Here is a 21,367-nt window from a genome sequence, read left to right on the forward strand (position 1 = left end):
CAGATGCTCGACACCTGCGCGTAACAGTGGCCGGCCCGCCCGCCCCTATGCGGGGCGGGTGGGCCGGGTGGCTGCCGTGCGGGTGCGCGCAGCAGAGCTTGACCGCGATGGGCCTCAGCCCCCGGTGAGCCAGGGGAAGTCGTCGGGGTTTCGCATCTGGGTGAGGCACACGAGCAGGCCGTTGTCCTTGGCGCCGTCCTGCGCGTCGCGCAGCCAGGGGACCGGGGCGAGGAGGGCCGTCAGCTCGTCGGTGACCGCGGTGTCGAGGAGGGTGTCGAGTTCGGCGGGGACGGGGTCGGCGACGAGGCAGAGCCAGGCCAGGGCGGCGCTCACGCGCACGTCCGTCGGCTGACTGGGGGCCTGCCACCACTCCCGCAGCTGCGCGACGGCCGTCGGATCTCTTTCCTCCCATGCGAGTTGGCCGATCGCCAGAACCACGCAGGCGCGTGTCGCAGGGTCGCTCTCGCCGGCGAGGCGGGCGTACAGGGCGCCCGGGGCGTCTCCGGGCGGCGGCAGCGCGGCCGCCAGGGCATAGGCGGCGGCCTGACGGACGGCCGGTTCGGGATCGTCCAGCAGGAAGCACAGCAGGTTCGCATCCGCCGCCACGGCCTGCCGGGCCGCCTCGATCGACCAGGTCCCCTGGTAGCCGCTCGGCTCGATCCGGATGGAGCCCGCGGGCTCGCCCGCGCGCAGGAGACCGGCACGTGAGCCGTCGCCGAAGTGCGGGCGGCGCGCCACCGCGCCCACCAGACGCAGAAGGGCGGCCCGGTGGCGGGGGTAGGCGAGCGCGATGCGGATCAGGAAAGGGACGGCCAGAGCTCCGGAGGCGGACGTGCCGCCCTGGTGGCAGACCCGGTTCCACAACCTACCGAGGGCCCGGCCGGAGGCCTCGTCGTCACCGAGACGAACCTCCTCCAGAAGGGCGGGAACGTCGCCGCCGGAGCCGCAGGAGTGGTGAAACCGCGCCCAGGGCACGGCGCCGTAGCGCAGGTCGTCCTTGACCTCCGAGGTCATCGCCGCCACCACGGCCCGTACGTCCTGCGGCGTGCCCGCATGGAAATCCTGCCCGCCCTCGTCACACACCCCCGGCACACCGGCACCGCCCCGCCACCCCACAAGACCCTCTTTCCGACCGTACCCACCCGAGACCCAAAGCCCCACAACACCGACCCACGCCGACGCGAACTCGTCCTACCACCCGCCACCGACACTGACAGTGGGCGTAGCGGGCTGGCGCCGGCCAGGACGGGCTGTTGTCCGAGGACCGGGTTACGCTACGGCGGCCCTGAGAAGGCGCCGGACCGTGCGGGGGCCTGACGGTCGCGTACGCATGGTCGTTGAAGCGCACGGTGCTCGGCCGGGGGGATTCAGGCCGACCCCGCAGTGACGACCAGATGGTCACCGAAGCGGTGTGTGCCCTACTCGGCCGGTCCGGAGAGGGGCGGGATGATGCCAATCTGTTGGACCAAGCCGAGTTCGTCCTTGTCGGACCACTTCTCGGCGAGCCTGCCGTTCTCGATCCGGTGGATCACCACCGCGGTCATGTTCATCGGGTTTCCGGTCGCGGGAGCTCCGGGGAGGTCGCCGCGGTGGACTCCGGTGGCGGTCAGCCGGGTCACCACTTTGTCGCCCTCGGCGATCTGATCCTCGATTCGGTGGGTGCCCGGGGTGGCGTCCCAGAACAGCCGGAACGACTCCTTGAGCCCCTCCCGGCCCGGCGAGGCCTGGAAGGGCGGCGGGTGGTGGTCGATGTAGTCATCGGCGACGAGTTCGTCCATGGCGTCGAGGTTGCCGGCGTCGATCTCCTGGTAGAAGCGTCGGACCAGGCTCTTGTTGTCTTCTGTCGACATGGCCGAAAGCGTGGCGTTCACGTGGTGAGCCGTCCGTCCGGCACGCCGGATCAGCCGGGGCTTCACCCGGACGCAGCGTCCGGCGGTAATTCTCCGCGGTCTGCCTCGTGAAAACCGATCTGCCCGCCAGTAGGACTGGCGGGCAGACGGTGTGCCCCTGTGGGCCGGTGGTCTCACGGGCCGGATCGGGCGGAACCTATTCGCGGGACCTGCGGGAGTTTGCCAGGTAGATCAATCGCCAGGCGCGGCCGGGCCAGCTGTCGTCCGGCGGCCCGAGATGGACCTGGGACTCGATGAGTACTCTCCCTTCGAGAATCGCGTCCAGGTCGAACTCGATGTCCTCGACGTCCTCCTCGAATTCAGGAGAGTTCCTTGATATCGAGAAGTGCAGGACGATCCGATCGTGGGCGGCTTGCACCGCGATTGCGTTGACGTTCTCGGTGATCAGGCCGAGGGTCGCCTGCAGGGCTTGGAGGACGACATCGTTTTCGCGGTCCGAGTAGTCCGGGCGGTCCGAGTGGTTCGTGTGGTCCAACTTCACGGGGTCCAATTCGGATTGGTCGGGACGATGCTGGGCCTGGCCGTCCCCTTGATCATGAATACGTTCGTCGGCTGGTCGATGATATTGTTTCTAACATTGTTGTTATATCCGGTGACTTTGTCGTACCGAATGATTATATGCCCGTTCTTGGTCTGCCCCAGCACAGTGACCTTGCGTGCATGGTAGGCGTCGAGGATCTCCTGCGCTTCAGCCTCGCTCGTCAGATATCCTCCGCCGTTGAAGTCCGCGTGTCCCTTGATGTGCCGGCCCTGCCTTAGGCTGATCTTCTTGGCGACGCCGCAGATGAACGCGCCGCCCGGGGTGCTGTTGTGCACCAGGACCGGCGTCGTTCCGGCGAGCACGTAGTAGGTGTGGAGGTCGCGGACGGTCAGGTTGTAGGCGGGCTGAAGACTCGTCCAGTGCCGGACCGACGTGACCGTCACCTCGTCGGACGTGGAGGTCCGCAGGGTGTCGCCGCCGGCCAGGTCGGTGGCGTCGACCCATGCCTGACGGCTCTGCGACCAGAAGGGGTGGTGGGCGGTGGCGGTGATGGCGCCGTTTCCACCCGTCCGGTCGGTCACGGCGAGATCGACGAAGTCGCGGTCGTCAGGGGTGTAGATGGTGGCGTCGACCCGCCGGGCGGCCGTGGTGGCCGTGTTCGGGTCGGTGGCCAGGACCTGCTCGCCGACGCGGACCTGCTCAATCGGCCGGCCGGACCCGTCCGCCATCAGGACGCGGGTGCCGGCGGGAAAACTGTTCGAGGTGGGGCAGGTTCCGGAGAACTTGGAGAAGAGCTTCTCCAGGAACTGGACGACCTTCTTGCCGCCGGGGACCTTCTCGGCCCACTTGGAGAGCTTGGCGACGGCCGCGGCATCTCCCGCCAGCGGAATGGCGCTGACGCAGGACATGATCGCGTTCGTGACGTCCTTCTGCAGCGCGTAGATGCCGCAGTTGATCAGCGCCGCAGGGGTGCCGGCGCCGGGGACCAGCGAGACGACGTCCAGGATTCCATGGGTGATTTCGAGGGCGAAGTCCAGCCACCCCGAGTTGCCGTCCTCCTTGATCTGCTTGCGGAGGTCGTCTTCCAGGTCGGCGACGTCGTCCTTCGCGTCCTGCTCGTCCTCGGCCTTGATCTGTTCGTCGGCCGCAGCCTGCGCGGCAGCCTTCCGTTCCGCCTCCTGCTCCGCGGCGTGCTTCGTCGTGTAGCTCTGGAAGGCGTTGATCGCGGCCTGGGCGGCCGTCTTGGCGTCCTGGCCCGCCGCCTGTGCGTCGGCCCGGGCCTGGGCGGCCGATGCATAGGCGTCCGCAGCGGACGCATTCGCGCTGTCGGCGGACCGCTGCGCCATGCGCGCCGAGTAGGCGGCGGACGCGGCGGAGTGCCGTGCCGAAGTCTCGGCGACTGCAGCGGTCTTGGCCGATTCGGCGGCCTTCTGCGCGCTCGTGGCGGCCGCGTCCGCCTTGGTGCGGGCGTTGGCCGCGAAGCCGGCGGCCTGGTCGGATGCGGCCTTGGCCTGCTCGGAGGCGGCCTTGGCCTCGTCGGCGGCGTTGCGGGCGACGGCGGCGGCCTGGACTGCTTCGGCGGCGCTCTGCTGGGCGTAGGCGGTCACCGCCGACGCCTCGGAGATCATCCGCTCGATCTCGGCCTTGTGGGTCGCGGCCAGGGCGTCCTTGCGCGCGGCGGTGTACTGGCCGGTCTCGATGAAGGCGTGCAGGACCTCGGGCGTGCCTTCGAGGGCGACCTGGGCGGCGGCCTTGACCTCGTCGCCGCCGGACTGGCGCAGTGCCGCGGCCTTGACCTGGTCGTCGGAGAGCTGGGCCAGGTAGCGGCCGTTGTTCAGGAAGGCGCGCAGGGCGTCGACGTTGCCGTTGAGCGCGGCGCGTCCGGCCGCCTGGACGCCGGGGCCGCCCTCGCTGACGATCTTGGCGACGCTGACCTGGAAGTCCGGGACCGCGGCCTGGTACTGACCGGTGTTCAGGAAGGCGGTCACCGTGTTCGCGTCGCCCGTGAGCGCTGCGGTCGCGGCGGCACGCACGGCGGGCAGCTCGGAACCGACTGCGAGGTTCGAGGCGCGCTCGCGGTCGTCGAGTGCGACCGCGTCGCGCCGCGCGGTGCGGACGAACTCCAGCACAGCGGTGTCGTCACCGGAGAGCGCGGTGCGCGCGGCGGCGCTCTCCCACGGTCCGGCGATCTTCATCGACATGACCGCGAGCTTTCGCCCGTCCGTGACGATGGCCGCAGTGTCGGGGTTCGGCTGCGTCAGTGCGGTGGCGAGGCGGTCGGCATCGTCCTTCGCCTGGCGCAGCTTCTGGACTGCGTCGCCGATTCCGGCCTGCTTGTCGTCGTACGCGGCCTTCGCGGCCCGCGCCTTCTCCACGTCCGTGGCGGTGCGGGCGGTGCGGTCCTCGTCCTCGGCCCGCTGGGCGAGGTCGTGGACCTGGTTGGCCTTGTCGACCGCGTCCTTGGCGGTCTGCGCGGCAGCCACTGCGGCGTCGGCGTGGGTCTTGGCCCGGGTGGCGGCCTGGTCCGCCTCACCGGCGTGCTGGGCTGCGTCCCTGGCCGCGGCTGCGGCGTTGCGGGCGTGCTCGGCGGCCGAGTCGGCGAGGACCTTGGCGGCAGCGGCTGCCTGCGCGGCTTCGCCGGCCAGCGACTTGGCGGCGGTCGCGGCGCGCGTCGCCTCCTGTGCCTCGCGGCGCGTCGCGGCGGCGGCGGCCTTGGCCCGAGCCGACTGGGCGCCGGCCGCGGAGGCGAAACCGCCGGCCTGGTCGGCCGAGTCCGATGCCGCCAGGGCGTTGCCGCCCGCGCTGATCGCCGATGCGGCAGCCTCCTGGCTGGCCGTGGCGGCTGCGTTGGCCTGGGTGAGCGAGCCCGAGGCCGCGGTGGCGGCGCTCGCGGCGGTCTCGGCCGCCGTCGCCGCCTGCGCGGCGGCGTCCGCCTTGGAACGGTCGGACGCCGTTGCGGCGGCCGCGCTGCGGGCAGCGCTCGCGGCCTGCGCCGCGCCGGCCGCCGCATAGGCGGCCTGGGAGGCCGCACTGGCCGCGGTGCGCGCCGAGTTGGTCGCGCTCCGGGCGGCCTTCACCGCCGTCTGGGCAGCCTGCGCCGCCCGTCCCGCGGCGTCCGCCGCACGTCCGGCCGCCGCGTCCGCGGCGTTCGAGTCGCTGCCCGCGGCCGCGGTCTCGGCCGCCGCCTTCGCGGCCGACTCCTTGGCCAGCTGCGAGGCCGCCACCGCCTGGGCAGAGGCCTCCTTCGCCGACTCCGTCTCGCGCACGGCCTGGGCGGAGGCCTCCTTGGCCTGCTGCGTCAGCTGGGCGATGCTGGTGCGCTCGGCGTCCCGGGCCCGGGCCACGTGCACGCCGACATTGAGGAACTCGCGGACGTCGTCGATCGAGCCGTTGATGGCCAGGCGCGCGGCTGCCTGGGTGTTGGGGCCGCCGGTGCTGAGGATCTGGACGAGTCTGACCCGGTCGTCGGCCTCCCGCGCGGTGAACTGGCCCTCGTTGAGGAACAGCTGCACGTCGTCGGCGGTGCCGTTCAGCGCCGCCTTGGCGGCTTCCTGGACACCGGGCCCGGCTCCGTTCATCAGCGAGGCCGCCTTGACCTGCTGATCGATCTTCAGCGGCTCCTGCCAGCCGCTGTCCAGGAAGGTCCGCAGCTCGTCGGGCGTGCCGGCCAGGGCCTTGCGTGCGGCCTCCCGTACGCCCGCCCCGCCGAAGGAGGAGATCTGCGCGGCGCTGACCTGGCCGTCCTGCACCTGGGCAAGCAGCCGGTCGTTGTCCAGGAACTTGCGTACGTCCGCGTCCGACCCGGTCAGTGCTGCCTCTGCCGCGGCCTTGACCGCGGGCCCGCCGTCCTTCCAGAACGCCACGATGCGGCCCCGGTCGGTCAGCGGGACCGTTCCGCTGCCGGCCATGGAATCTGCAGCGGCCACAGGCGCTGCTCCCAGCAGTCCGGCTGTCAGGGCCAGGGGCAATAGACCTGCACTGAGCAATCCGGATATGGAATGCCCGCCTCGCCTTCGCCGCCTTGATTCGGAAAACATTCTCTCCACAAAAGACCCTTCAACGTCAACTCGGCCGCGCTTCGGCCCAAGCGAGCATAGCGGCACCTGATGACCCGCCAAGATAATCCAACGCAAGCGGAACTGACGTTCCGTCCTCACTGGGTTTCAAGCGAATCAAGTCATGACAATTCGGGCAAAAAGCAATCAAATACATACCTTTCCCGGCTCCGTCGAGCGAGGATTGGTCGATTCTTGCGACCCTAGAGTCAACTTCAAGAACAGGGAATGTCTTAGACTGCAGCCCGCCAAGTCATCCAGGGCGCAAATAAATCGGTGGACATCCGACGCTTCGTCTGCTTGTCGTCACCGGATCCGGCTGTAGCAGTCGCCTCGGAAAGCTCCGCTTGGCACTCCCGTCGACATACCGTCAACTAGCTCGAGAGGAAAGCCAGATGAAGAACGGCATAGCCCGCTGGCTGGTCGCCGGCACACTCGCCGTCGCCACCACCTTCGGTGTCACCGCGTTCGCCGCGGCCGACAGTGTCCCGGCCGCCGGCGACACCGCCACTCCCCCGCCCGCCGTCGAGGACTTCAGCTACCCGGGCACGTCGCCCTACCCGCAGCTCAAGCTGATCCGCGGCGACGGCCACATCGTCCTGGCGGACTGCAACACCGCCACCCAGATCCAGCTGTGGAGCCGGGCCGTCCCGAGCCCCAGCGGCGGCCCCGGCGTGTGCTTCCGCGTCACCGGCACCAGCGGCTACCTGGCGCTGGAACTCCCGCAGACCTTCATGATCCAGACCGGTGACAAGGCCGTGCGCGCCGACCTCACCTCCGACGGCATCGGGCAGAGCGTGGACGTCGCCAAGAACGCCGCCGTCGCCGTCGGCGAGGGCCTGGGCCAGAAGCCGACCATGCTCGTCGAGCTGCGCGTCACCGGCTGACGGCCCACGGATCGCCGACCACCACCGACCGATACGGGATCACTCATGAAGCACCGCATCCGCGGCTGGACGGCGGCCATCGCCGCCACCGCCGCCGGCGTCTTCGGCCTGAGCGCCCTCGCCGCTGCCGACACCACCCCACCACCCACGCCGGCGGCCGATGCCTCCGCACCGCCGACCGCGGTCGAGGACTTCTCCTACCCCGGCGCCTCCGGCATCAGCAACGTCAAGCTGCTGCGCGGCGACGGCGCCATCGTGCTCGCCGACTGCTCCAAGCCCTCCCAGATCCAGTTGTGGACCCGCGCCCCGGGCAACACCGACAACAAGATCTGCTTCACCGCGCCCTCCGCGACCGGCTACCTGTCCCTGGAACTGCCGGACGTATTCGCCGCGCAGACCTCCGGCCGGGCCGTACGGGTCGGCCTCACCGCCGCCGGCGCCTCCCGGAGCACCGACGTGCCCAAGAACGGCTTCACCGGCGTCGGCGAGGGACTGGGCCAGACCCCGACCACCGTCGTCGAACTACGCGTCACCGGCTGACCCCGGCTCCCCAATCCTCCTCATCCGACAGGAATCCACGTGCTTCACAGGACTTCGTCCCGCTCGCTGCGGGCCGGCGTGCTCGCCGCAGCCGCAGCCGCTGGCGCGCTGACCACCTTCACCACCCCGGCCGGAGCCGTCGTCGGCGACCCGGCGGCCAACGGCTCCTACGCCTACACCGCCAAGCTCGCCATCGGCGACAACTTCCGCGCCTGCACCGGCGCGCTGGTGGACCCATCCTGGGTGATCACCGCCGCCAGTTGCTTCTCCGACGACCCCGCGCAGCCGCAGGCGCTGGCGGCCGGCGCGCCGAAGTGGAAGACCACCGCCACCATCGCCGGCAACGCCGTCGACGTCGTCGAGCTGGCGCCGCGCGCCGACCGCGACCTCGTCCTGGCGCGCGTCGCCGCCCCCGTACAGGGCGTCGCCCCGCTCGCCCTCGCCACCACCGCACCCGCCGCGGGCGAGAAGCTGCGCGTGGCCGGCTACGGGCGCACCAAGGACGAGTGGGTGCCCGCCGCCCTGCACACCGGCGTGTTCGGCCTCGACGCCGTCCAGCCCACCAGCATCGCCACCACCGGCACGGGCGGCGCGGCGATCTGCAAGGGCGACACCGGCGCCCCCGCCGTCCGCGAGACGAACGGCAATGCCGAACTCGTCGCCGTCGCCTCGCGCTCCTGGCAGGGCGGGTGCCTGGGTACCCCCGCCACCGAGACCCGCACCGGCGCCACCTCCTCGCGCGTGGACGACCTCGGCGCCTGGGTCCAGCAGGTGCGCGACACCGCCACCGCGCCGACCGCCAGCGCGGTGTACGACCCGGTCAAGCAGACGTCCACGGTGTTCACCGTCGACAACAAGGGCCGCGTCGTCGGCGCGTACAACATCAACGGCCAGGGCTGGAGCACCTGGTCGCCGATCAGCGAACGCCCGGCCGGCACCAAGCCGTTCGTCGGCTCGCCCACCGCCCTGTACAACCCGGCCACCGGCGCGATCGAGCTGTCCGCGATCGACAGCGACGGCCTCATGTGGCGCACCTACTACACGGCCGACGCGCAGGGCTGGCGCCCGTGGGCCGGCACCGGATCGACCCGGTTCACCGGCAGCGCCACCGCCGTCTACAACCCGGCCACCAAGACCGCCGAGTTCTTCGCCACCACCGTCAACGGCCCCGTCGCCCACACCTACTACACCGCCGGCATCGGCATGACGGGCTGGAGCGACTGGGCGACCATCAACGATCGGCAGTTCAACGCCACCCCCGGCGCGATCTACAACCCCGCCACCGGCGCGATCGAGCTGTTCGCCGTCGAGCGCGGCGGCACCATGTACCACACCTACTGGTTCAACGACGGCAAGCCGTGGGCCCAGTGGCTCCCCCTGGACGGGGCCGCCTTCACCGGCAGCCCGAGCCTGGTCTACAACCCCTCCACGAAGACCGCCGAGGTCTTCGCCACCGCCACCGACGGCACCGTCGCCCACCGCTACTACACCCCGGGCATGACCAACTGGAGCAACTGGGCCACCATCAACGGCGACTACCGCTTCGCCGGCGCCCCCAGCGCCCTCTACAACCCGGCCACCGACGCCATCGAGCTCTTCGTCACCGGCCGCGACACCGCCCTCTACCACGCCTACTGGTTCAACAACGGCAAGCCATGGAGCGCCTGGGAGGCCCTGAGCGGAGCCACGAAGATCGCCGCCGGCCGCATCCCGGCCCCGCTGTTCAGCGCCTCCTCCAACACCGTGGACGTCTTCGACGCCGGTACCACCGGCGCCGTCAACCACACCGCCTACAAGCCCGGCATGCCCGGCTGGGCCCCCCTGGACACCCTGACCGGTACCACCCTGCCCACCAGCTGATTGACAACGCACCACCTGGGGGCGCGGGCTGCAACCACCCCCGCCCCCAGGACACACCGCACCACAAGCCACGACGTGAACCGGTGTCAGACTGATCCGTCGGCGCCGAAGCGGCGCAGCGGCGGCAGCATGATGGCTACCACCAGCAGCAGACGGTGGCAATCGCGGGTGCGGACCGCTTGACCGCCGTAGACGGGCGGGCGCTTGCCAGGACGCCTTCGGAGGCGTCTCGACCTCAAGCAGGCCGTGCAACAACCGCTGCTGGTGCCACACCCAGGCTCGACTGGGCGCGGGTGTGGGCGCAGGGCCGCGGCAGCTCTTTGGCGGCGCCGGCGCGGGCGTCGGTCGGCGGGTACGCGATCGGGACGTGGCTCTCGGAGCTGCGGGCCGCAGCCCAGGTGCCGGCGGGCGAGCAGGGGGCGCTGTCGCCGGAGCGGCGGCGGGCGCTGGAGGAGATCGACCCGTTCTGGTGCCCCGCCTGGCCGGTCACCTGGCAGCGCGCCTACGCCACCGCCCGACGGTGGTGGCTGGAGTCCGACGGCCGCGTCGACTGGGCCACGCTGCCCGAGGACACCGTCTACGAGGGCGAACAGCTCGGCCGCTGGGTACGCGCGCAGCGGGCCGGTTTCTCCGAGCTCGAGCAGGACCAGCAGGACCTGCTGACGGCGATCGGGATCGGCGAGGACCCGGAGCTGGCCGCCGCGAAGGCCCCCGCCGAGGCGAAGCCGAAGGTGTCCCGTGCAGACCGCTTCGCGCAGGGCCTGGCGGCCCTGGCGCAGTTCGTGGAGCGGGAAGGGCACGCGGCCGTCAAGCGCCCGCACAAGGAGGAGCTGGAGATGGTGACGATCGGCGCCGGCGGCGAGGAAACGGTGGAGACGGTCTCCGTCTCACTCGGGACCTTCCTCAACAACACGAAAGCCAGGCGGACGAAGCTCAGCTCCGGTCAGCTCGCGCAGCTCGCCGAACACGGCGTCGAGTGGGCGTAGCGACCGGGTCGGGTGGTGTCCGGGGCGGGCGCTACGCTACGGCGACCCGTTCCCTAGGAGGAGTCAACGAGGTGGCGCGGATGGACAACGCCGCGCTGCCGGTGCCGCTCCCCTGGCCGGTACCGGACCCGCGCCCACCACTTCGTGCCCCCTGCTCAGACATGCCTGCCTCGGTGTCTTTCACGGGATCCCGATGCGACCGATGACGCCTGGTCAGGCCGTAAGGGATGCCGTTGTACTGTTCCAGGCCTCGGAGTGGGTCAGTGCCGAAGCGGCGATCGCAGCTGCGGCGACCTTGTCGAATTCGTGTTCCCAGCTGTTCCAGACTGGTCCGGTTCCCGTGGCCTCGGCGATGAGGGCGTTCCTGGCGTGCCAGGGCAGGGCAAGGAGGCCGCGACGCGCTTGATGGCTTCGAGCGGCGTGTTGAAGTGTCTGGGGCAGGTATGAGGCCGGGTCGGTGCGCCGCAGTGCCCCGGCTAGTTCCTCGGCTGCTTGTGCAGGCGTCTTGTGTGTGAGGTCGTGGGTGTAGGCGGAGATCAGGAGGTTGCCGTGGGGGCACCTTGCGGCGAGGGCCCCGAGCGTCGACGCTGCCTGGCTTCTGGCGAGACGGTCGGCGGGACCGCCTGGGCGGATCAGGGCATCTTCGAGATCGGATAGCCAGGCGGGCCCATCGGCTTGGTAGGGGGAAGCGCGCTGTGCCACGCCCCAGTGGGTGGGGCTGATGGCAGTGGCGAGGGCGGCATCGGGTGAGGGCGCGCGGGCAGGTCGGGGCACGGGGGCGGTGCCGACTGGGAAATGCCTGGTGGCGAGTGTGAGATCTGTGGTCGAGAGCGGTCCTGCGAGTACGAGCGCAGCTGTGTCTCGGCGGTAGTGGTCCGTCAGGTGGTGGTTGATCTGCTCGGCTGTGAGGCGGCTGATTTCCTCGGGACCTGCCTCGTGTGCTCGTCCGAATCCGGTCGCGGGAAGGATTCGGTCTGCGACGAATGCCGCGATTCTTCCTGTCGTGGTGTGGTTCATGGTGAGCTCCAGCCCGACCACGGGCTTTTCCTGATCAACCATCCCTTGGAGGTGTTCCAGGGGTGGCTGGGCTATCGCTGCGAACAGCTGAAGCGTGGCTGCGAGCTCGCCCGGCAGGACCTCGGTGGTGAAAGTCGTGCTGTGGCAGTGGGTGGTCGCGGTGACGGTAGGTACCGCTACTGATACGAACGGGGCCAGTGCCAGCGCCACGTGCTCGCTCAGATGTGTGGCCCCGGGCGCCTCGGGTGGGTCGTCGGCGAACCCCACGGGGATGGCAAGGCCGATCGCAACGTGCTTCGCGGACGGCAGGTCGACCGCGTGCACGCCTCCTTCCCTGATCTGCGTACCACCTGCGGGGTGCTTGCCGCTCACCATGTCTGCTCCACCGCTCCTAGCGTCTGGTCTGGTACGGGGCCGTGGACAGCCCACTGCGGCCGTACTCCGGCAGGGAGGTGGTCAGAGAACGCCGCGGTGGCAGGGGCGGATTCGGATGTGGCGGTGGTGCAGTCCGCTTCGAGAAGCGAGCGGTGTACGGGCCCGAGCGTTTCGCCAGCCTCGAGTAGCGCGTGCGCAAGGCTGACCTGCCGCGCCAGCGCCGTACGGGCGTCAGCGACCTGGTCGGGTGCAGGCGGTGCGGAGAGGAGTTCCCTGACTTCGTCGGCGAGGTGACGTGCGCACTCGGAAGCGTTGGCTGTCGTGGTGCTGGCCGCCGCCAGGAGCGCGACCTTCCGGCCTCGGACGACGGGGATGGCGGCGATTCCGTAGGCGAGTGCGCGTTGGATCCGGAGCCGGTGGAAGAGCCGGCCCGTCTGAGGCGCGCCGAGCAGGGTGGCGGCCACGGTGGCGAGCATCGGGGCGCCCTCGCCTGTGAGAGGTACCGCGATCGCCAGTTCCGTGCGGGTGGATGTGTCGTCGGCGCGGGTAGGTGCATCGTGGTGGAGAGGCCCGGGGGCCCATTCGCCGTATCTGTGATCGGGTGAAGGAAATGCCGCGGAGAACGGCTCGTCCCGAGGCGGAGCCGACGCCCATGCACCGATCAGAGCGGTGACGTCCTGCCCGGTGAACTGGAGTTCCTCCGCGCCCCAGTATTCGCTCCAGCGGCTGGTGCCCCATGCCGCCGTCTCGATCCGGTGGAGCGCTCGCTCCACCGGATCGGACAGCATCCTCTGGGCGTTGCGGCGGTGCAGGGGCGTGAAGGCCTCGGCAATCCGGTCGGTCGCCGGGTCCGTGGAAAGCCAGCGTGCAGGCGTGTCCCGGGGATCCGGTGAGGACAGGGTTACCTGGAGGGCGCGCGATGCCAGCGTCAGCCCCAGCTCCCGCCCCTCAGAGGCAGCTCTGGTGACTGGTGTTCCGGTGACGGGTGTCGAGAGCAGGAGGGCCCCGAAGGCGGCCAGACCCGGCGGATGGTCACTGAACCCGCCGGGGACGACGAACGCCTGCCTGTTCACGTCCGGTCCGCCAGGTCACGGCCGCCCATCAGGACGACGATCAGTGTCGTGGCCAGCACGCCGCCGACCAGCAGGGCCTGCCCCGGGGAGAACCAGTCTGCGAGGTAGGGAAGGGCAACGGACGACAGCGCCAGAGCACCGTTGGTGACACTGCGCCGGAGCGCCACTACCTGGCCTATGGAGTCGGGTTCCACCAGTTGCTGCCAGCCCAGGGAAGCACCTGAGGCGACGAGGGAGTTGGCGGCGCCGGCCCACACGCCAGCGATCAGGAGAAGAGCCGGCGGGCTGATCTCCATGGCGGCGACAAATGCGGCGGCAGCCGGAATGAGTACCGCACCGGTCAGCAGGGCGCGCCGAGGTGCCCGCTTCCTCGCCGGCAGGATCAGCATGGACACGAACAGCCATGCCGCCCCTACGCATGCCGGATACCATCCGGCCAGGGCCTCTCCGACGAGGCCGGCAGCATGGGTGATGACGACGGCGGTGGTGCCGCCGAAGAACAGGAAGTATGCGGCCTCCGCGGCCAGCAGCCGGCGCAGCGCCGCGGTTCCCCGGACGATGGCCAGACCGTTGCCGAGTCGGGGCCGAGGGCGGCTGGCTACAGGGGCCGCCAGCGGCTGTTGGCTGCGGATCGCGGTGACGCAGGCGCCGCCGATCACGAAGGACGCGGCGTTGGCCAGTAGAGCCGCTGACGGCCCCAGGGCGGAGAAGAGCAGCGCGCCGGCGGGCGGACCAAGGACGATGGTCGCGCCGGTCAGCCCCTCGAAGCGTGACACCGCCTTGGGCAGCGCCGTCTCTGCGGGCAGTACCGCGCGGATCAGTCCTTGCAGCGCGGGCACGGAGATCGTGTTGATCGTCTTGATCACCGCGGCGCAGGCAAGAGCGCCCACGATCGAGTGCGCCCGCACCGAGAGCGCCATCGCTACGACGACGACGGCGGAGACGGACTCGGCGAGGAGTACGAGCCTGCGGCGGTCGTAGCGGTCTGCCATGAGCCCGGCCCACGGGGCCAGGATGATGATCGGCAGGGTTTCGACGGCGAAGGCCAGTCCGGAACCGACGGCCGATCCGGTCTCGGACAGCACCCACAGCGGCAGCGCGATGTACTGGATCATCGTGCCGGCCATGGAGCAGAACTGGCCTGTCCACAGGAGGGTGTAGTCCCTGCCCAGGCGAGTCGTGCCGCTCTGCGCGACGGGTGCTTCAGCGGGTGCGGTCATGCGCGGGAACCCTGCCATCCGGCGATTCGGGCGGCCAGTTGGGGCTTGGTGGTGTGGCTGGGCGCGCTGCCGAGCACCGTGTCGGCTGCCGATGCCAGGTGTGCGAGGGCGTTCAGGGCGCGCTGGTCGCCCGAGTTGGCCTCGATCTCGAACCACCAGGTGGGTGTGCCGGCGTCGGCCTGCGTCCCGGTGGCTGACAGGCGGCTGCTGTCCAGGGTGATCCCGAGGGCCAGGCCTTCGCCGAGGCGCCAGAGCACCTTGCGACGACGCTGGACGACCTTCCCGAAGGGCACCAGCTCCGGAAGCGAATTTCCCAGGCGCTGGCTGGCTCGGCGCAGCGGTTCTGCCTGGCCTTCCGTCATGGCTTTTGCCAGCTCGCGTGTGTCGAGGGATTCGGCGACCTCGAGGGCGTCCCTGCGGTGCCCCGCCCAGCGGACCGTCTCCTTCAGCACCAGCCAGCCGGTTCCGGTCATGGCGCCGTAGTTGACGAGCCCGGCAAGCGACAGGTTTCGCTCGGCGAGGTCCCAGGCGGCCGTGTCGAAGTACAGCGCCGACTGCGCGAAAGTGTGGAGTTCACCATGTTCGCCGCCGAGCGCGGGGGCTGCGGAGCGGAGAATTTCCTCGACGATGGCATCGCCGCGCTCGGGCTCCTCGGGTGCCCAACCATCCGCGAGGGCGTCGACTCGCCACTTGTACTCGTACTCCACACCGACCGCCGAAACAGGCATCCGACTCGTCACACCTTTTCCTCTGGCTAGCGATTACTGGGGAGAGTTCCCGGGAACGTCTGGAACAGTGAGGACATCACACGATTCCGCCGCAAGCCCGAGGCTTTCAGCGCACGCGCGCCGAACGCTGAGGGCCGCCTCGGGAGACGGCCTAAAGTGGCCGGATTTGAGGTTGGCCACCACTCCGGTGATTTGGTCTCCAAAGATAGGAGTTATCTCTCCCGCAGCCCTCACCCTCAGCCGCTCGGGAACAAGCATTGGGTGCGCAACAGGAACCCCGGAAACCGTCGCCCTGTTCCGGCCCAGAACAAGGTCAGACATCCGGAATTGGCGGACCCAGACCCTCATTTTGAAGTCTTCGTCGACAACGTACATGTAAGCCGTAGGCCGACTCTGCGACTCTGGCTTCCAATTCTCCAGCACCACCACGTCGCACTGAATCAATTCGGCAGCTGCAGCGTATTTCTCGGCGAATACTTCACGGTCGAATTCAATGACGCCCGCATCCCCAGGGGGCCGTCGTACCGGAGGCGCCGGCCCGTCCGGGAACGGGCTCGCGTCGTACAGGCTCTGCAGCTTCAGGGCCGTGGAGCGGCGCTGCCGCTCCAGGACCGGGGCCGCATCGGGATGTGCCTCCAGAAGCGCGAACCGCATGGTCACCAGTTCTTCCATCAGGAAGAACGCCCGGGCCTGGGATCCCAGCCCATATTTCCGGGCATAACTGCCCTCGAGCTCGTCGAAGCGGTCCGCAAGTTGCCGCGCGTCGTGCTCTGATATCATCCGAAGCGGCTCCGTTCAATCGGAAAGCCGCAGAAGGCGGGGCGCATATCGGGCGCCCCGCCTTCTGCTTTACATCAGTTGGCGGTGAACTGCGCCTGGGTCGCCGCGAGGGCTTCACGGGTGTCCGACTCCAGGTTGAGCTCCTCGAGCTCGGCAACCAGAGCGTCGATACGCGACTCGGTCATAACACTCTCCCATTCTGTGATCGTGAATGTTTCTAGCTGCGGAAAGGCGTCCGGGGCCAGGCTCAAATATGGGCCCGATCTCTTCCGCTCTCTCACGTGACACCACGATAGTTCAGAAGCCGCGTGAATAGATTGGCGCTGCGTCGACAGTTCCTTGGTTGTGCATCTACTCGGCTGTCAGCGCGAACGCCTGGTGCCGGTGCTCGCTGGGCGAGATCCCGTACGCGGCCCGGAAGGCCCGGCTGAAGTCGTCGGCCCGGAGGATGCCCCACTGGGCGGCGACGATGTGGATCGGCACGGCGCGCAGCGCGGGATCGGCCAGGTCGTGGTGGGCCTTCTTCAGCCGCTGGCTGCGAATCCAGGCGGCGACAGTCTCGCCCTGCGACTCCTGGGTGAAGACACGGTGCAGGTAGCTGAGGGAGATGTGGTGGGCCGCGGCGACCGTGGCTGGGCTCAGGTCCGGGTCGTGGAGGTTGCGGCGGATGAACCCGCGGACGCTCTCCACCAGGGCCCGCCGCCGGGTTTCGTGCGGCAGGGCGGGGAGAGTGTCGAGTTCCCTGGCGACCCAGGCCGCCACCAGGTCGACCACCACCGTCCCGAGCCGCGCCGCCTCCGCCGGCCCCAGCGTGTGGGCCTGACGATCCAGCCCGAGCAGGAAATCCGCCAGCACCGCACCCGTGCCCTCACGAGCGCAAAGCGCACGACCGAGGAGATCGCGCACCCGGTCGGGCGACACGGGCAGCAGCGAGATCGGCAGGTCGACGCTGATCCCGGTGGCCCGGGGATCCGCTTGGCCGGGGGACCGGACACCGGAGAACCGGCCGTCGTAGGGGTGCGAGCTGTCGATGAGCCAGAGATCTCCCACGCGGTGCGTCTCCCGCTGGTCCTCAGCACACCCGAGAGCGTGGCGTCCTGCCGTCAGCAGGGTCAGGTGGTAGAGCTCCTGGTCCGAGCTTCGGATCATGCGCTCGCTGCGCCGGAACCGCGCGGACGGGAAAGATGTGGCCATCAGCGTCACCGGGCCCATCTCGAACATCCGCAACTGCGCCGCGAAGGTCTCGACATGGGCACTGGTCGTATCGGCAACCCGCGTTCGCCCCACCAGGTCCCGCCAGCGTTCGAAACGTTCCCGCGGTGACAGACCGTCATCCTCCGTCATGCCCTCAGCCCCCACGAAGACCACTCCCTACCCTCAGGCCGTTCCCGGCCACGCCAACAGAGACCCAGGCACCTGCCGCCATCGTCACCCCTCCGATGAGCACTCCCCCGACAGGCCGGCGAGGGCTGGGCGGCATCATCGCCTTCCGCAATGTCCACGCCAAGTCAGTGCCCGAAGGAAGCCGCCGTGCGGGAGACCAGCGCGCACCCGGCACACGACGCCGCCGGGCTTGCGGAAGTCCTCTGCCTCCCCAATGCCGTTCGGATAGCAGGCCTGTAGTGCCGCCAGCCGTGCCCGTACCGCCAGCTGGCCTCGTCGGCTGACCCCGCACAGGCTCACGGCCCCACCTCACGGGACATCGCGCCCCGCACAGGACTGGCCGCGTAGGACGACGGCGGGACCGGACGGCAGCGAAGGGGACGCCGAGGCGGACACGGGACGGCCGCCTCCTGGCCGAGCACCACGGCCAGGGCAGCGACCCAAGCGACCCGCACAGCGGCACAGCAGACCCGGCGCAGCAGGCCGACGCTGGCGGGCCCGACCGAGGACGCCGGCCCGGCCGACTTCCTGTGTTCTGCACTTCAGCGCTGCGCGTGGGAGGTGGAGTTCAGCAGGGCTCGGCGGCCGAGGGCGGCGAGGCCGAAGAGCAGCCCGCCGGTCATGAAGAAGGGCTCGTAGAGCAGGGTGGCGAAGCGGCCCATGGCATCGAAGTCGGCCGTCGTCCGGGCGCCGGTGGCCAGGGCGAGCCAGTCCGGGACGGACGGCACGGAGTGCACCAGCAGGATGGCGGTGATGGCCCAGATCGCGAAGTCGAGGAGCCTGCCCGGCAGCCGTCCGGCCCACGGCCGGACGATCGCCAGAGCGAGCGCGGCGGCGACCGCGCAGCCGGGGACGGCGAGGACGGCGATCACCAGCAGCGGGGTGTTGCCGGTGACGGAGAGGCCGTCCGGCAGGCCGGTCCGGCCGCCCAGCAGCCAGTACAGGTGAACGAGAGAAAACGCGGCGGACCAGGTGGCGGCGGCGTAGGGGGCGACCCGGAGGGTGGCGGTCTTCATGCCTCCACGTTCGCCGCCCGGGGCGGTTCGACGGATCGTCCCGGCGGACCGACCCACTCCCCCAGAAAGGGGAGTTTCGACTCATCCCGAGGCCTGACCGCCGATTCCGGGGCCGCCGGGGCCGGCAGGCTCGCCGGACTGGGGCCGTCGCTCTGGTGGCAGTGAATCATGAAGACGGTGCGACCGAGACCGATCGTGCACTCACTGCGCACCCGGCAGCACATCGACCCGCTGCGCGCACGGGCCGGTGCCGCGGTGGCGGAGGCGGGTTGGGTGGGAACAGGATGGGGGCGCTGCTTGTCGAAGGCCTGCGGTGGCAGGCCCAGGGACCTGGCACGTGAGTGGCGTCGGCTGCGGCGCGGGCCCGGTTTCGTCATGACTCACAGCATCCCGCGCGGGACGGGAGCCAGCTGACCATCGCGTCTCGGTGATGTCTGCGGCCGGGGTCCTGGTGCGCTTCACCCAGGTCAGGACGGTGGCGGCCAGGGCTAGGGCGGCGCCGTCGGTGACGTGGTGGCCGCTGTGCCGGACGATGAGCTTCTGCACCGAGCGGTGGGCGCGGCCCTCGCGGGCGAGGGCGAGGATGTCGGTGGCGGCTCGCTCGCCTCTCCAGTGGCCGGCGGGAAGGGCGGTGCCCGTGAGCAGCCCTGCCGGGATTCCGGCGGGGCCGGTGGACCCGTTGTCCAGCAGGAGCATGGCGAGGCCGGCGGCGTGCGCGCCGGTGACGGGCTGGGCGTCGGTGGGGTCCGGGCCGAGGGAGTCGAGGAGCCGGGCGGCGTGCACGTTCTCACCGGCCGCCACGGAGACGACGACCTGGCGCAGCAGCTCGGCCGCCTGGCCGCGGGCCTTGCCGGTCGGGGTGAACAGCGCGGTGTTGTAGCGGGCGATGGCGCGGTCCAGGGCGGCCTGAAGGGTCGGCAGGTCGGTCGGGTCGCTGTCCTCGGTGATGCCTTCGTCGGCGAGCAGCGGGGCGATCTCGCGCCACATCTCGTCGGCGAGGCCGGTGGGCTGCTGGATGGCGATCAGGGCGGGAGGTTCGGGTGCGTCGAGTCCCAGGTCCGTCATGACAGGTCATGCTCGCAGCCCGGCCGCGGAGCCGGGCCCGGCTCGGCGGGATTCGCCCGGCCGGGGCCGTGGAAAGGGCCGATCCGCCGCGCCGGGAGCGGGCGGGCCTCGTCGACGCAGACCTCCATCTCCCGGCCGCCGTCTTCCGGGCGCGGCTGGACCATGGTGGGGATCTGGTCGTCCTGCCACGGGTTGCGGCCCTTGGGCCGTTGGTCGGGGCATGGGTGTGCCGGGGGTCAGCGCTGGGTGAGGTTCCATCCGCTGTCCTGGCCACGCGAGCCGTTGGCGGCGCCCCGGATCGTGTCCGGCGCGCTGATGCCCCACACCGAGTCCCTGCGTCGACGAGCGGTCATGGCGTCCTCCCTGGTGGCCCACTGTATGGGCGCTGACCTGGTCTGTCACCGTTCCTTCGGGCTTGTGGTGCCTGCGGCTGCAACGCGTGCGCGGCATCGTCCCCGCCCGCGCCTGACCCGGACCTCCGAGGCGCGGGCTCGGGACACGCCCACCGCGGGTTTCCTGAGCCGCCGTGATCTTGTGTCGCCTGGCGGGGTCCGAACGGCCGCTTCAGCGCAAAGATGGCCTTCATGACGACTGACGACGAGTCCGTGCCCGATCTCGTGGCCATGGAGGCTTTTGTGCGTGCGCGGCTCGACAACGACGGGTACGTCGCGCGGCTCATGGACTCGGCTCCCCAGCTGTTCGAACGCGCCGGAAAAGCGGCCCCCTGAGGCACGGGCTGGAGCGGGCTGGGGCAGCCCTGCCCGAGCCCGACGGACCGCCCGATGCCGTGCTACTTGTCGAGGACGCCGACCGCGTGGGCGGTGACGAGCAGCGACGTGATGAGAGCGGCGATGCTCTCGCTCGACAGCATCGTCGTTCTCGTCCTGGGAGAACCGGAAGTCCGCAAGCGGCAGTTCGGAGCGCTCGGCCTGGCTGCGCACCACCGGGCCGCCGCGGTCGAGCTCCCAGAACGCGAGGCCGAAGACGATGATGCCGGTGGCCCAGACCTGGAGGGCGGCCAGCAGCAGGGAGCCGCCCTACTGGGCCTTGCTGGTGACCATGGCGTGCACCAGTAGGCCGAGCGAGACGAGGTTGCTGACGCCGATGAGGGCCACCAGGGTCAGCGACACGATCCGGGAGAAGCGGTTCTGCCGGGTCATGCGACGCGGGTTGACCGCAACCAGCGAGACCAGCAGCAAGAGCTCCGGGCCGGGCAGGACGAAGCGCGGGACGAACAGCAGCCGCCCCGGCAGGACGAGGTAGAGCAGGATCGCCGCCAGGGTGGCGAGCACGGCGGGAAGCCGGGCCTCACCGCGGCGCTCGTAGCGGGGGAAGCGTCCACGCGCCTTCGCCCGGTGGTCGTGGAGACGCGGGTTGGGCTGTGGCCGCAGTGGGCGATGTGCGGTCCGGCCCGGCACCTCGCGTGCCGGGCCGGACCAGCGCTCAGAAGTCCCAGCTCTGGCTCGGCGCGCCGTTGCAGCTCCAGCTCACCAGGAGCTGTCCGTTCTCGGGCCGGCCGCCCAGGATGTCGAGGCACTTTCCGTTCATCCGGCTACGGATCTCGCCGCCGTTCCGGTACCACCTCTGGTTACTGCCGCCGTCGCAGTCCCACGTGCTCACCGACCCCTGGTCACCCTGGACGAAGGCGTAGATCTCCAGGCACTTTCCGTTCATGCCCGAACGGATCTGCTCACCGTCCCAGCTCCACTGCTGGTTGGTGTTGCCGGTGCAGTCCCACGTCACGGTGGAGGCGCCGTTCTCCTGGTGGAACATGAAGATGTCGGCGCACTTCCCGTTCATGTTGGACCTGAGCAGCGGCGCGGCGGCGGACGCCGGCGAACCCGTCAAGGTACTGCCGACCGCGAGCCCGACGGCCACCAGCAGCGGCATCAGTCGTTTCACAGCTTTCACGCATGCCTCCGTACAGTCAGTGCGCGGTTGCGCTAGGTCATGTCTAGCCGCCAATGTTGTCCGGTGCCGGGACGGGAACG

Annotated in this window: 20 protein-coding genes; 6 read left to right on the forward strand and 14 right to left on the reverse strand. The window is 70.3% G+C overall.

What is annotated here, in order from left to right:
• Window positions 1–114: 114 nt before the first annotated feature.
• The 4 genes from ACFXDE_RS34410 to ACFXDE_RS34425 all read right to left on the reverse strand — a co-directional run bounded on the left by ACFXDE_RS34410 (window position 115) and on the right by ACFXDE_RS34425 (window position 6,317).
• Window positions 115–1,014: a HEAT repeat domain-containing protein gene (locus tag ACFXDE_RS34410; RefSeq protein WP_380498420.1), complete on the reverse strand. Its 900-nt coding sequence runs from the start codon at window positions 1,012–1,014 to the stop codon at window positions 115–117.
• A gap of 404 nt (window positions 1,015–1,418) precedes the next feature.
• Window positions 1,419–1,850, reverse strand: coding sequence for an ester cyclase (locus tag ACFXDE_RS34415; protein ID WP_380498421.1), 432 nt, complete (start codon window positions 1,848–1,850; stop codon window positions 1,419–1,421).
• Between the two features lie 196 nt (window positions 1,851–2,046).
• Entirely contained in the window at window positions 2,047–2,391 is a 345-nt protein-coding gene (locus ACFXDE_RS34420) for a hypothetical protein (RefSeq protein WP_380498422.1), read from the reverse strand.
• Entirely contained in the window at window positions 2,388–6,317 is a 3,930-nt protein-coding gene (locus ACFXDE_RS34425) for a polymorphic toxin-type HINT domain-containing protein (protein ID WP_380498423.1), read from the reverse strand. The genes ACFXDE_RS34420 and ACFXDE_RS34425 overlap by 4 nt, the downstream gene beginning before the upstream one ends.
• 524 nt (window positions 6,318–6,841) lie before the next feature.
• Between ACFXDE_RS34425 and ACFXDE_RS34430 the strand changes: the two genes are divergently transcribed.
• The 4 genes from ACFXDE_RS34430 to ACFXDE_RS34445 all read left to right on the forward strand — a co-directional run bounded on the left by ACFXDE_RS34430 (window position 6,842) and on the right by ACFXDE_RS34445 (window position 10,719).
• Window positions 6,842–7,333: a hypothetical protein gene (locus ACFXDE_RS34430; RefSeq protein WP_380498424.1), complete on the forward strand. Its 492-nt coding sequence runs from the start codon at window positions 6,842–6,844 to the stop codon at window positions 7,331–7,333.
• A 45-nt stretch (window positions 7,334–7,378) separates the two neighbouring features.
• Window positions 7,379–7,873: a hypothetical protein gene (locus tag ACFXDE_RS34435; RefSeq protein ID WP_380498425.1), complete on the forward strand. Its 495-nt coding sequence runs from the start codon at window positions 7,379–7,381 to the stop codon at window positions 7,871–7,873.
• Between the two features lie 39 nt (window positions 7,874–7,912).
• Window positions 7,913–9,733, forward strand: a complete 1,821-nt coding sequence (locus tag ACFXDE_RS34440; RefSeq protein ID WP_380498426.1) for a trypsin-like serine protease — start codon at window positions 7,913–7,915, stop codon at window positions 9,731–9,733.
• Window positions 9,734–10,026: 293 nt separating this feature from the next.
• Complete coding sequence (locus ACFXDE_RS34445) at window positions 10,027–10,719, forward strand: helicase associated domain-containing protein (protein ID WP_380498427.1); 693 nt, start codon at window positions 10,027–10,029, stop codon at window positions 10,717–10,719.
• A gap of 213 nt (window positions 10,720–10,932) precedes the next feature.
• Here the strand turns inward: ACFXDE_RS34445 and ACFXDE_RS34450 are convergent, their stop codons facing one another.
• The 8 genes from ACFXDE_RS34450 to ACFXDE_RS34485 form a co-directional block, all read right to left on the reverse strand.
• Window positions 10,933–12,111, reverse strand: a complete 1,179-nt coding sequence (locus tag ACFXDE_RS34450) for an insulinase family protein (protein WP_380498428.1) — start codon at window positions 12,109–12,111, stop codon at window positions 10,933–10,935.
• The gene (locus ACFXDE_RS34455; RefSeq protein ID WP_380498429.1) at window positions 12,105–13,184 is read right to left on the reverse strand and encodes an insulinase family protein; all 1,080 of its coding nucleotides are present in this window, start codon (window positions 13,182–13,184) and stop codon (window positions 12,105–12,107) included. The genes ACFXDE_RS34450 and ACFXDE_RS34455 overlap by 7 nt, the downstream gene beginning before the upstream one ends.
• Window positions 13,181–14,404, reverse strand: coding sequence for an MFS transporter (locus ACFXDE_RS34460; RefSeq protein WP_380498430.1), 1,224 nt, complete (start codon window positions 14,402–14,404; stop codon window positions 13,181–13,183). Before ACFXDE_RS34460 ends, ACFXDE_RS34455 begins: the two co-directional genes overlap by 4 nt.
• The gene (locus tag ACFXDE_RS34465; protein ID WP_380498431.1) at window positions 14,401–15,132 is read right to left on the reverse strand and encodes a hypothetical protein; all 732 of its coding nucleotides are present in this window, start codon (window positions 15,130–15,132) and stop codon (window positions 14,401–14,403) included. Before ACFXDE_RS34465 ends, ACFXDE_RS34460 begins: the two co-directional genes overlap by 4 nt.
• A gap of 33 nt (window positions 15,133–15,165) precedes the next feature.
• Window positions 15,166–15,912 (reverse strand): hypothetical protein, encoded by a 747-nt coding sequence (locus ACFXDE_RS34470; protein ID WP_380498432.1) that lies wholly within the window; start codon window positions 15,910–15,912, stop codon window positions 15,166–15,168.
• A 351-nt stretch (window positions 15,913–16,263) separates the two neighbouring features.
• Entirely contained in the window at window positions 16,264–17,256 is a 993-nt protein-coding gene (locus tag ACFXDE_RS34475) for a helix-turn-helix domain-containing protein (RefSeq protein WP_380498433.1), read from the reverse strand.
• Window positions 17,257–17,837: 581 nt separating this feature from the next.
• Window positions 17,838–18,311, reverse strand: coding sequence for a DUF3995 domain-containing protein (locus tag ACFXDE_RS34480; protein ID WP_380498434.1), 474 nt, complete (start codon window positions 18,309–18,311; stop codon window positions 17,838–17,840).
• A gap of 201 nt (window positions 18,312–18,512) precedes the next feature.
• Window positions 18,513–19,376 carry a hypothetical protein gene (locus ACFXDE_RS34485; RefSeq protein WP_380498435.1) on the reverse strand — a complete coding sequence of 288 codons (864 nt, stop codon included), beginning with the start codon at window positions 19,374–19,376 and terminating at the stop codon, window positions 18,513–18,515.
• 584 nt (window positions 19,377–19,960) lie between these two features.
• Between ACFXDE_RS34485 and ACFXDE_RS34490 the strand changes: the two genes are divergently transcribed.
• Window positions 19,961–20,104, forward strand: a complete 144-nt coding sequence (locus ACFXDE_RS34490; protein WP_380498436.1) for a hypothetical protein — start codon at window positions 19,961–19,963, stop codon at window positions 20,102–20,104.
• Window positions 20,105–20,197: 93 nt separating this feature from the next.
• On the forward strand, window positions 20,198–20,452 hold the full coding sequence (locus ACFXDE_RS34495; protein ID WP_380498437.1) for a hypothetical protein: 255 nt from the start codon (window positions 20,198–20,200) through the stop codon (window positions 20,450–20,452).
• Here the strand turns inward: ACFXDE_RS34495 and ACFXDE_RS34500 are convergent.
• Entirely contained in the window at window positions 20,414–20,668 is a 255-nt protein-coding gene (locus tag ACFXDE_RS34500) for a hypothetical protein (protein ID WP_380498438.1), read from the reverse strand. The two genes, ACFXDE_RS34495 and ACFXDE_RS34500, sit on opposite strands and share 39 nt — an antisense overlap.
• Window positions 20,669–20,819: 151 nt before the next feature.
• On the reverse strand, window positions 20,820–21,287 hold the full coding sequence (locus ACFXDE_RS34505; RefSeq protein WP_380498439.1) for an RICIN domain-containing protein: 468 nt from the start codon (window positions 21,285–21,287) through the stop codon (window positions 20,820–20,822).
• Window positions 21,288–21,367: the final 80 nt, after the last annotated feature.

It is taken from the genome of Kitasatospora sp. NPDC059408 (genome assembly GCF_042751525.1).
Classification (GTDB): Bacteria; Actinomycetota; Actinomycetes; order Streptomycetales; family Streptomycetaceae; genus Kitasatospora.

What these genes read in the sequence shown, in the direction of transcription:
- ACFXDE_RS34430 (WP_380498424.1), top strand. Translation starts at nt 6,842, where the DNA reads ATGAAGAACGGCATAGCCCGCTGGCTGGTCGCCGGCACACTCGCCGTC.
- ACFXDE_RS34460 (WP_380498430.1), bottom strand. Translation starts at nt 14,404, where the DNA reads ATGACCGCACCCGCTGAAGCACCCGTCGCGCAGAGCGGCACGACTCGC.
- ACFXDE_RS34490 (WP_380498436.1), top strand. Translation starts at nt 19,961, where the DNA reads ATGACGACTGACGACGAGTCCGTGCCCGATCTCGTGGCCATGGAGGCT.
- ACFXDE_RS34450 (WP_380498428.1), bottom strand. Translation starts at nt 12,111, where the DNA reads ATGGTGAGCGGCAAGCACCCCGCAGGTGGTACGCAGATCAGGGAAGGA.
- ACFXDE_RS34470 (WP_380498432.1), bottom strand. Translation starts at nt 15,912, where the DNA reads ATGATATCAGAGCACGACGCGCGGCAACTTGCGGACCGCTTCGACGAG.
- ACFXDE_RS34475 (WP_380498433.1), bottom strand. Translation starts at nt 17,256, where the DNA reads ATGACGGAGGATGACGGTCTGTCACCGCGGGAACGTTTCGAACGCTGG.
- ACFXDE_RS34485 (WP_380498435.1), bottom strand. Translation starts at nt 19,376, where the DNA reads ATGACGGACCTGGGACTCGACGCACCCGAACCTCCCGCCCTGATCGCC.
- ACFXDE_RS34480 (WP_380498434.1), bottom strand. Translation starts at nt 18,311, where the DNA reads ATGAAGACCGCCACCCTCCGGGTCGCCCCCTACGCCGCCGCCACCTGG.
- ACFXDE_RS34465 (WP_380498431.1), bottom strand. Translation starts at nt 15,132, where the DNA reads ATGCCTGTTTCGGCGGTCGGTGTGGAGTACGAGTACAAGTGGCGAGTC.
- ACFXDE_RS34415 (WP_380498421.1), bottom strand. Translation starts at nt 1,850, where the DNA reads ATGTCGACAGAAGACAACAAGAGCCTGGTCCGACGCTTCTACCAGGAG.
- ACFXDE_RS34410 (WP_380498420.1), bottom strand. Translation starts at nt 1,014, where the DNA reads ATGACCTCGGAGGTCAAGGACGACCTGCGCTACGGCGCCGTGCCCTGG.
- ACFXDE_RS34435 (WP_380498425.1), top strand. Translation starts at nt 7,379, where the DNA reads ATGAAGCACCGCATCCGCGGCTGGACGGCGGCCATCGCCGCCACCGCC.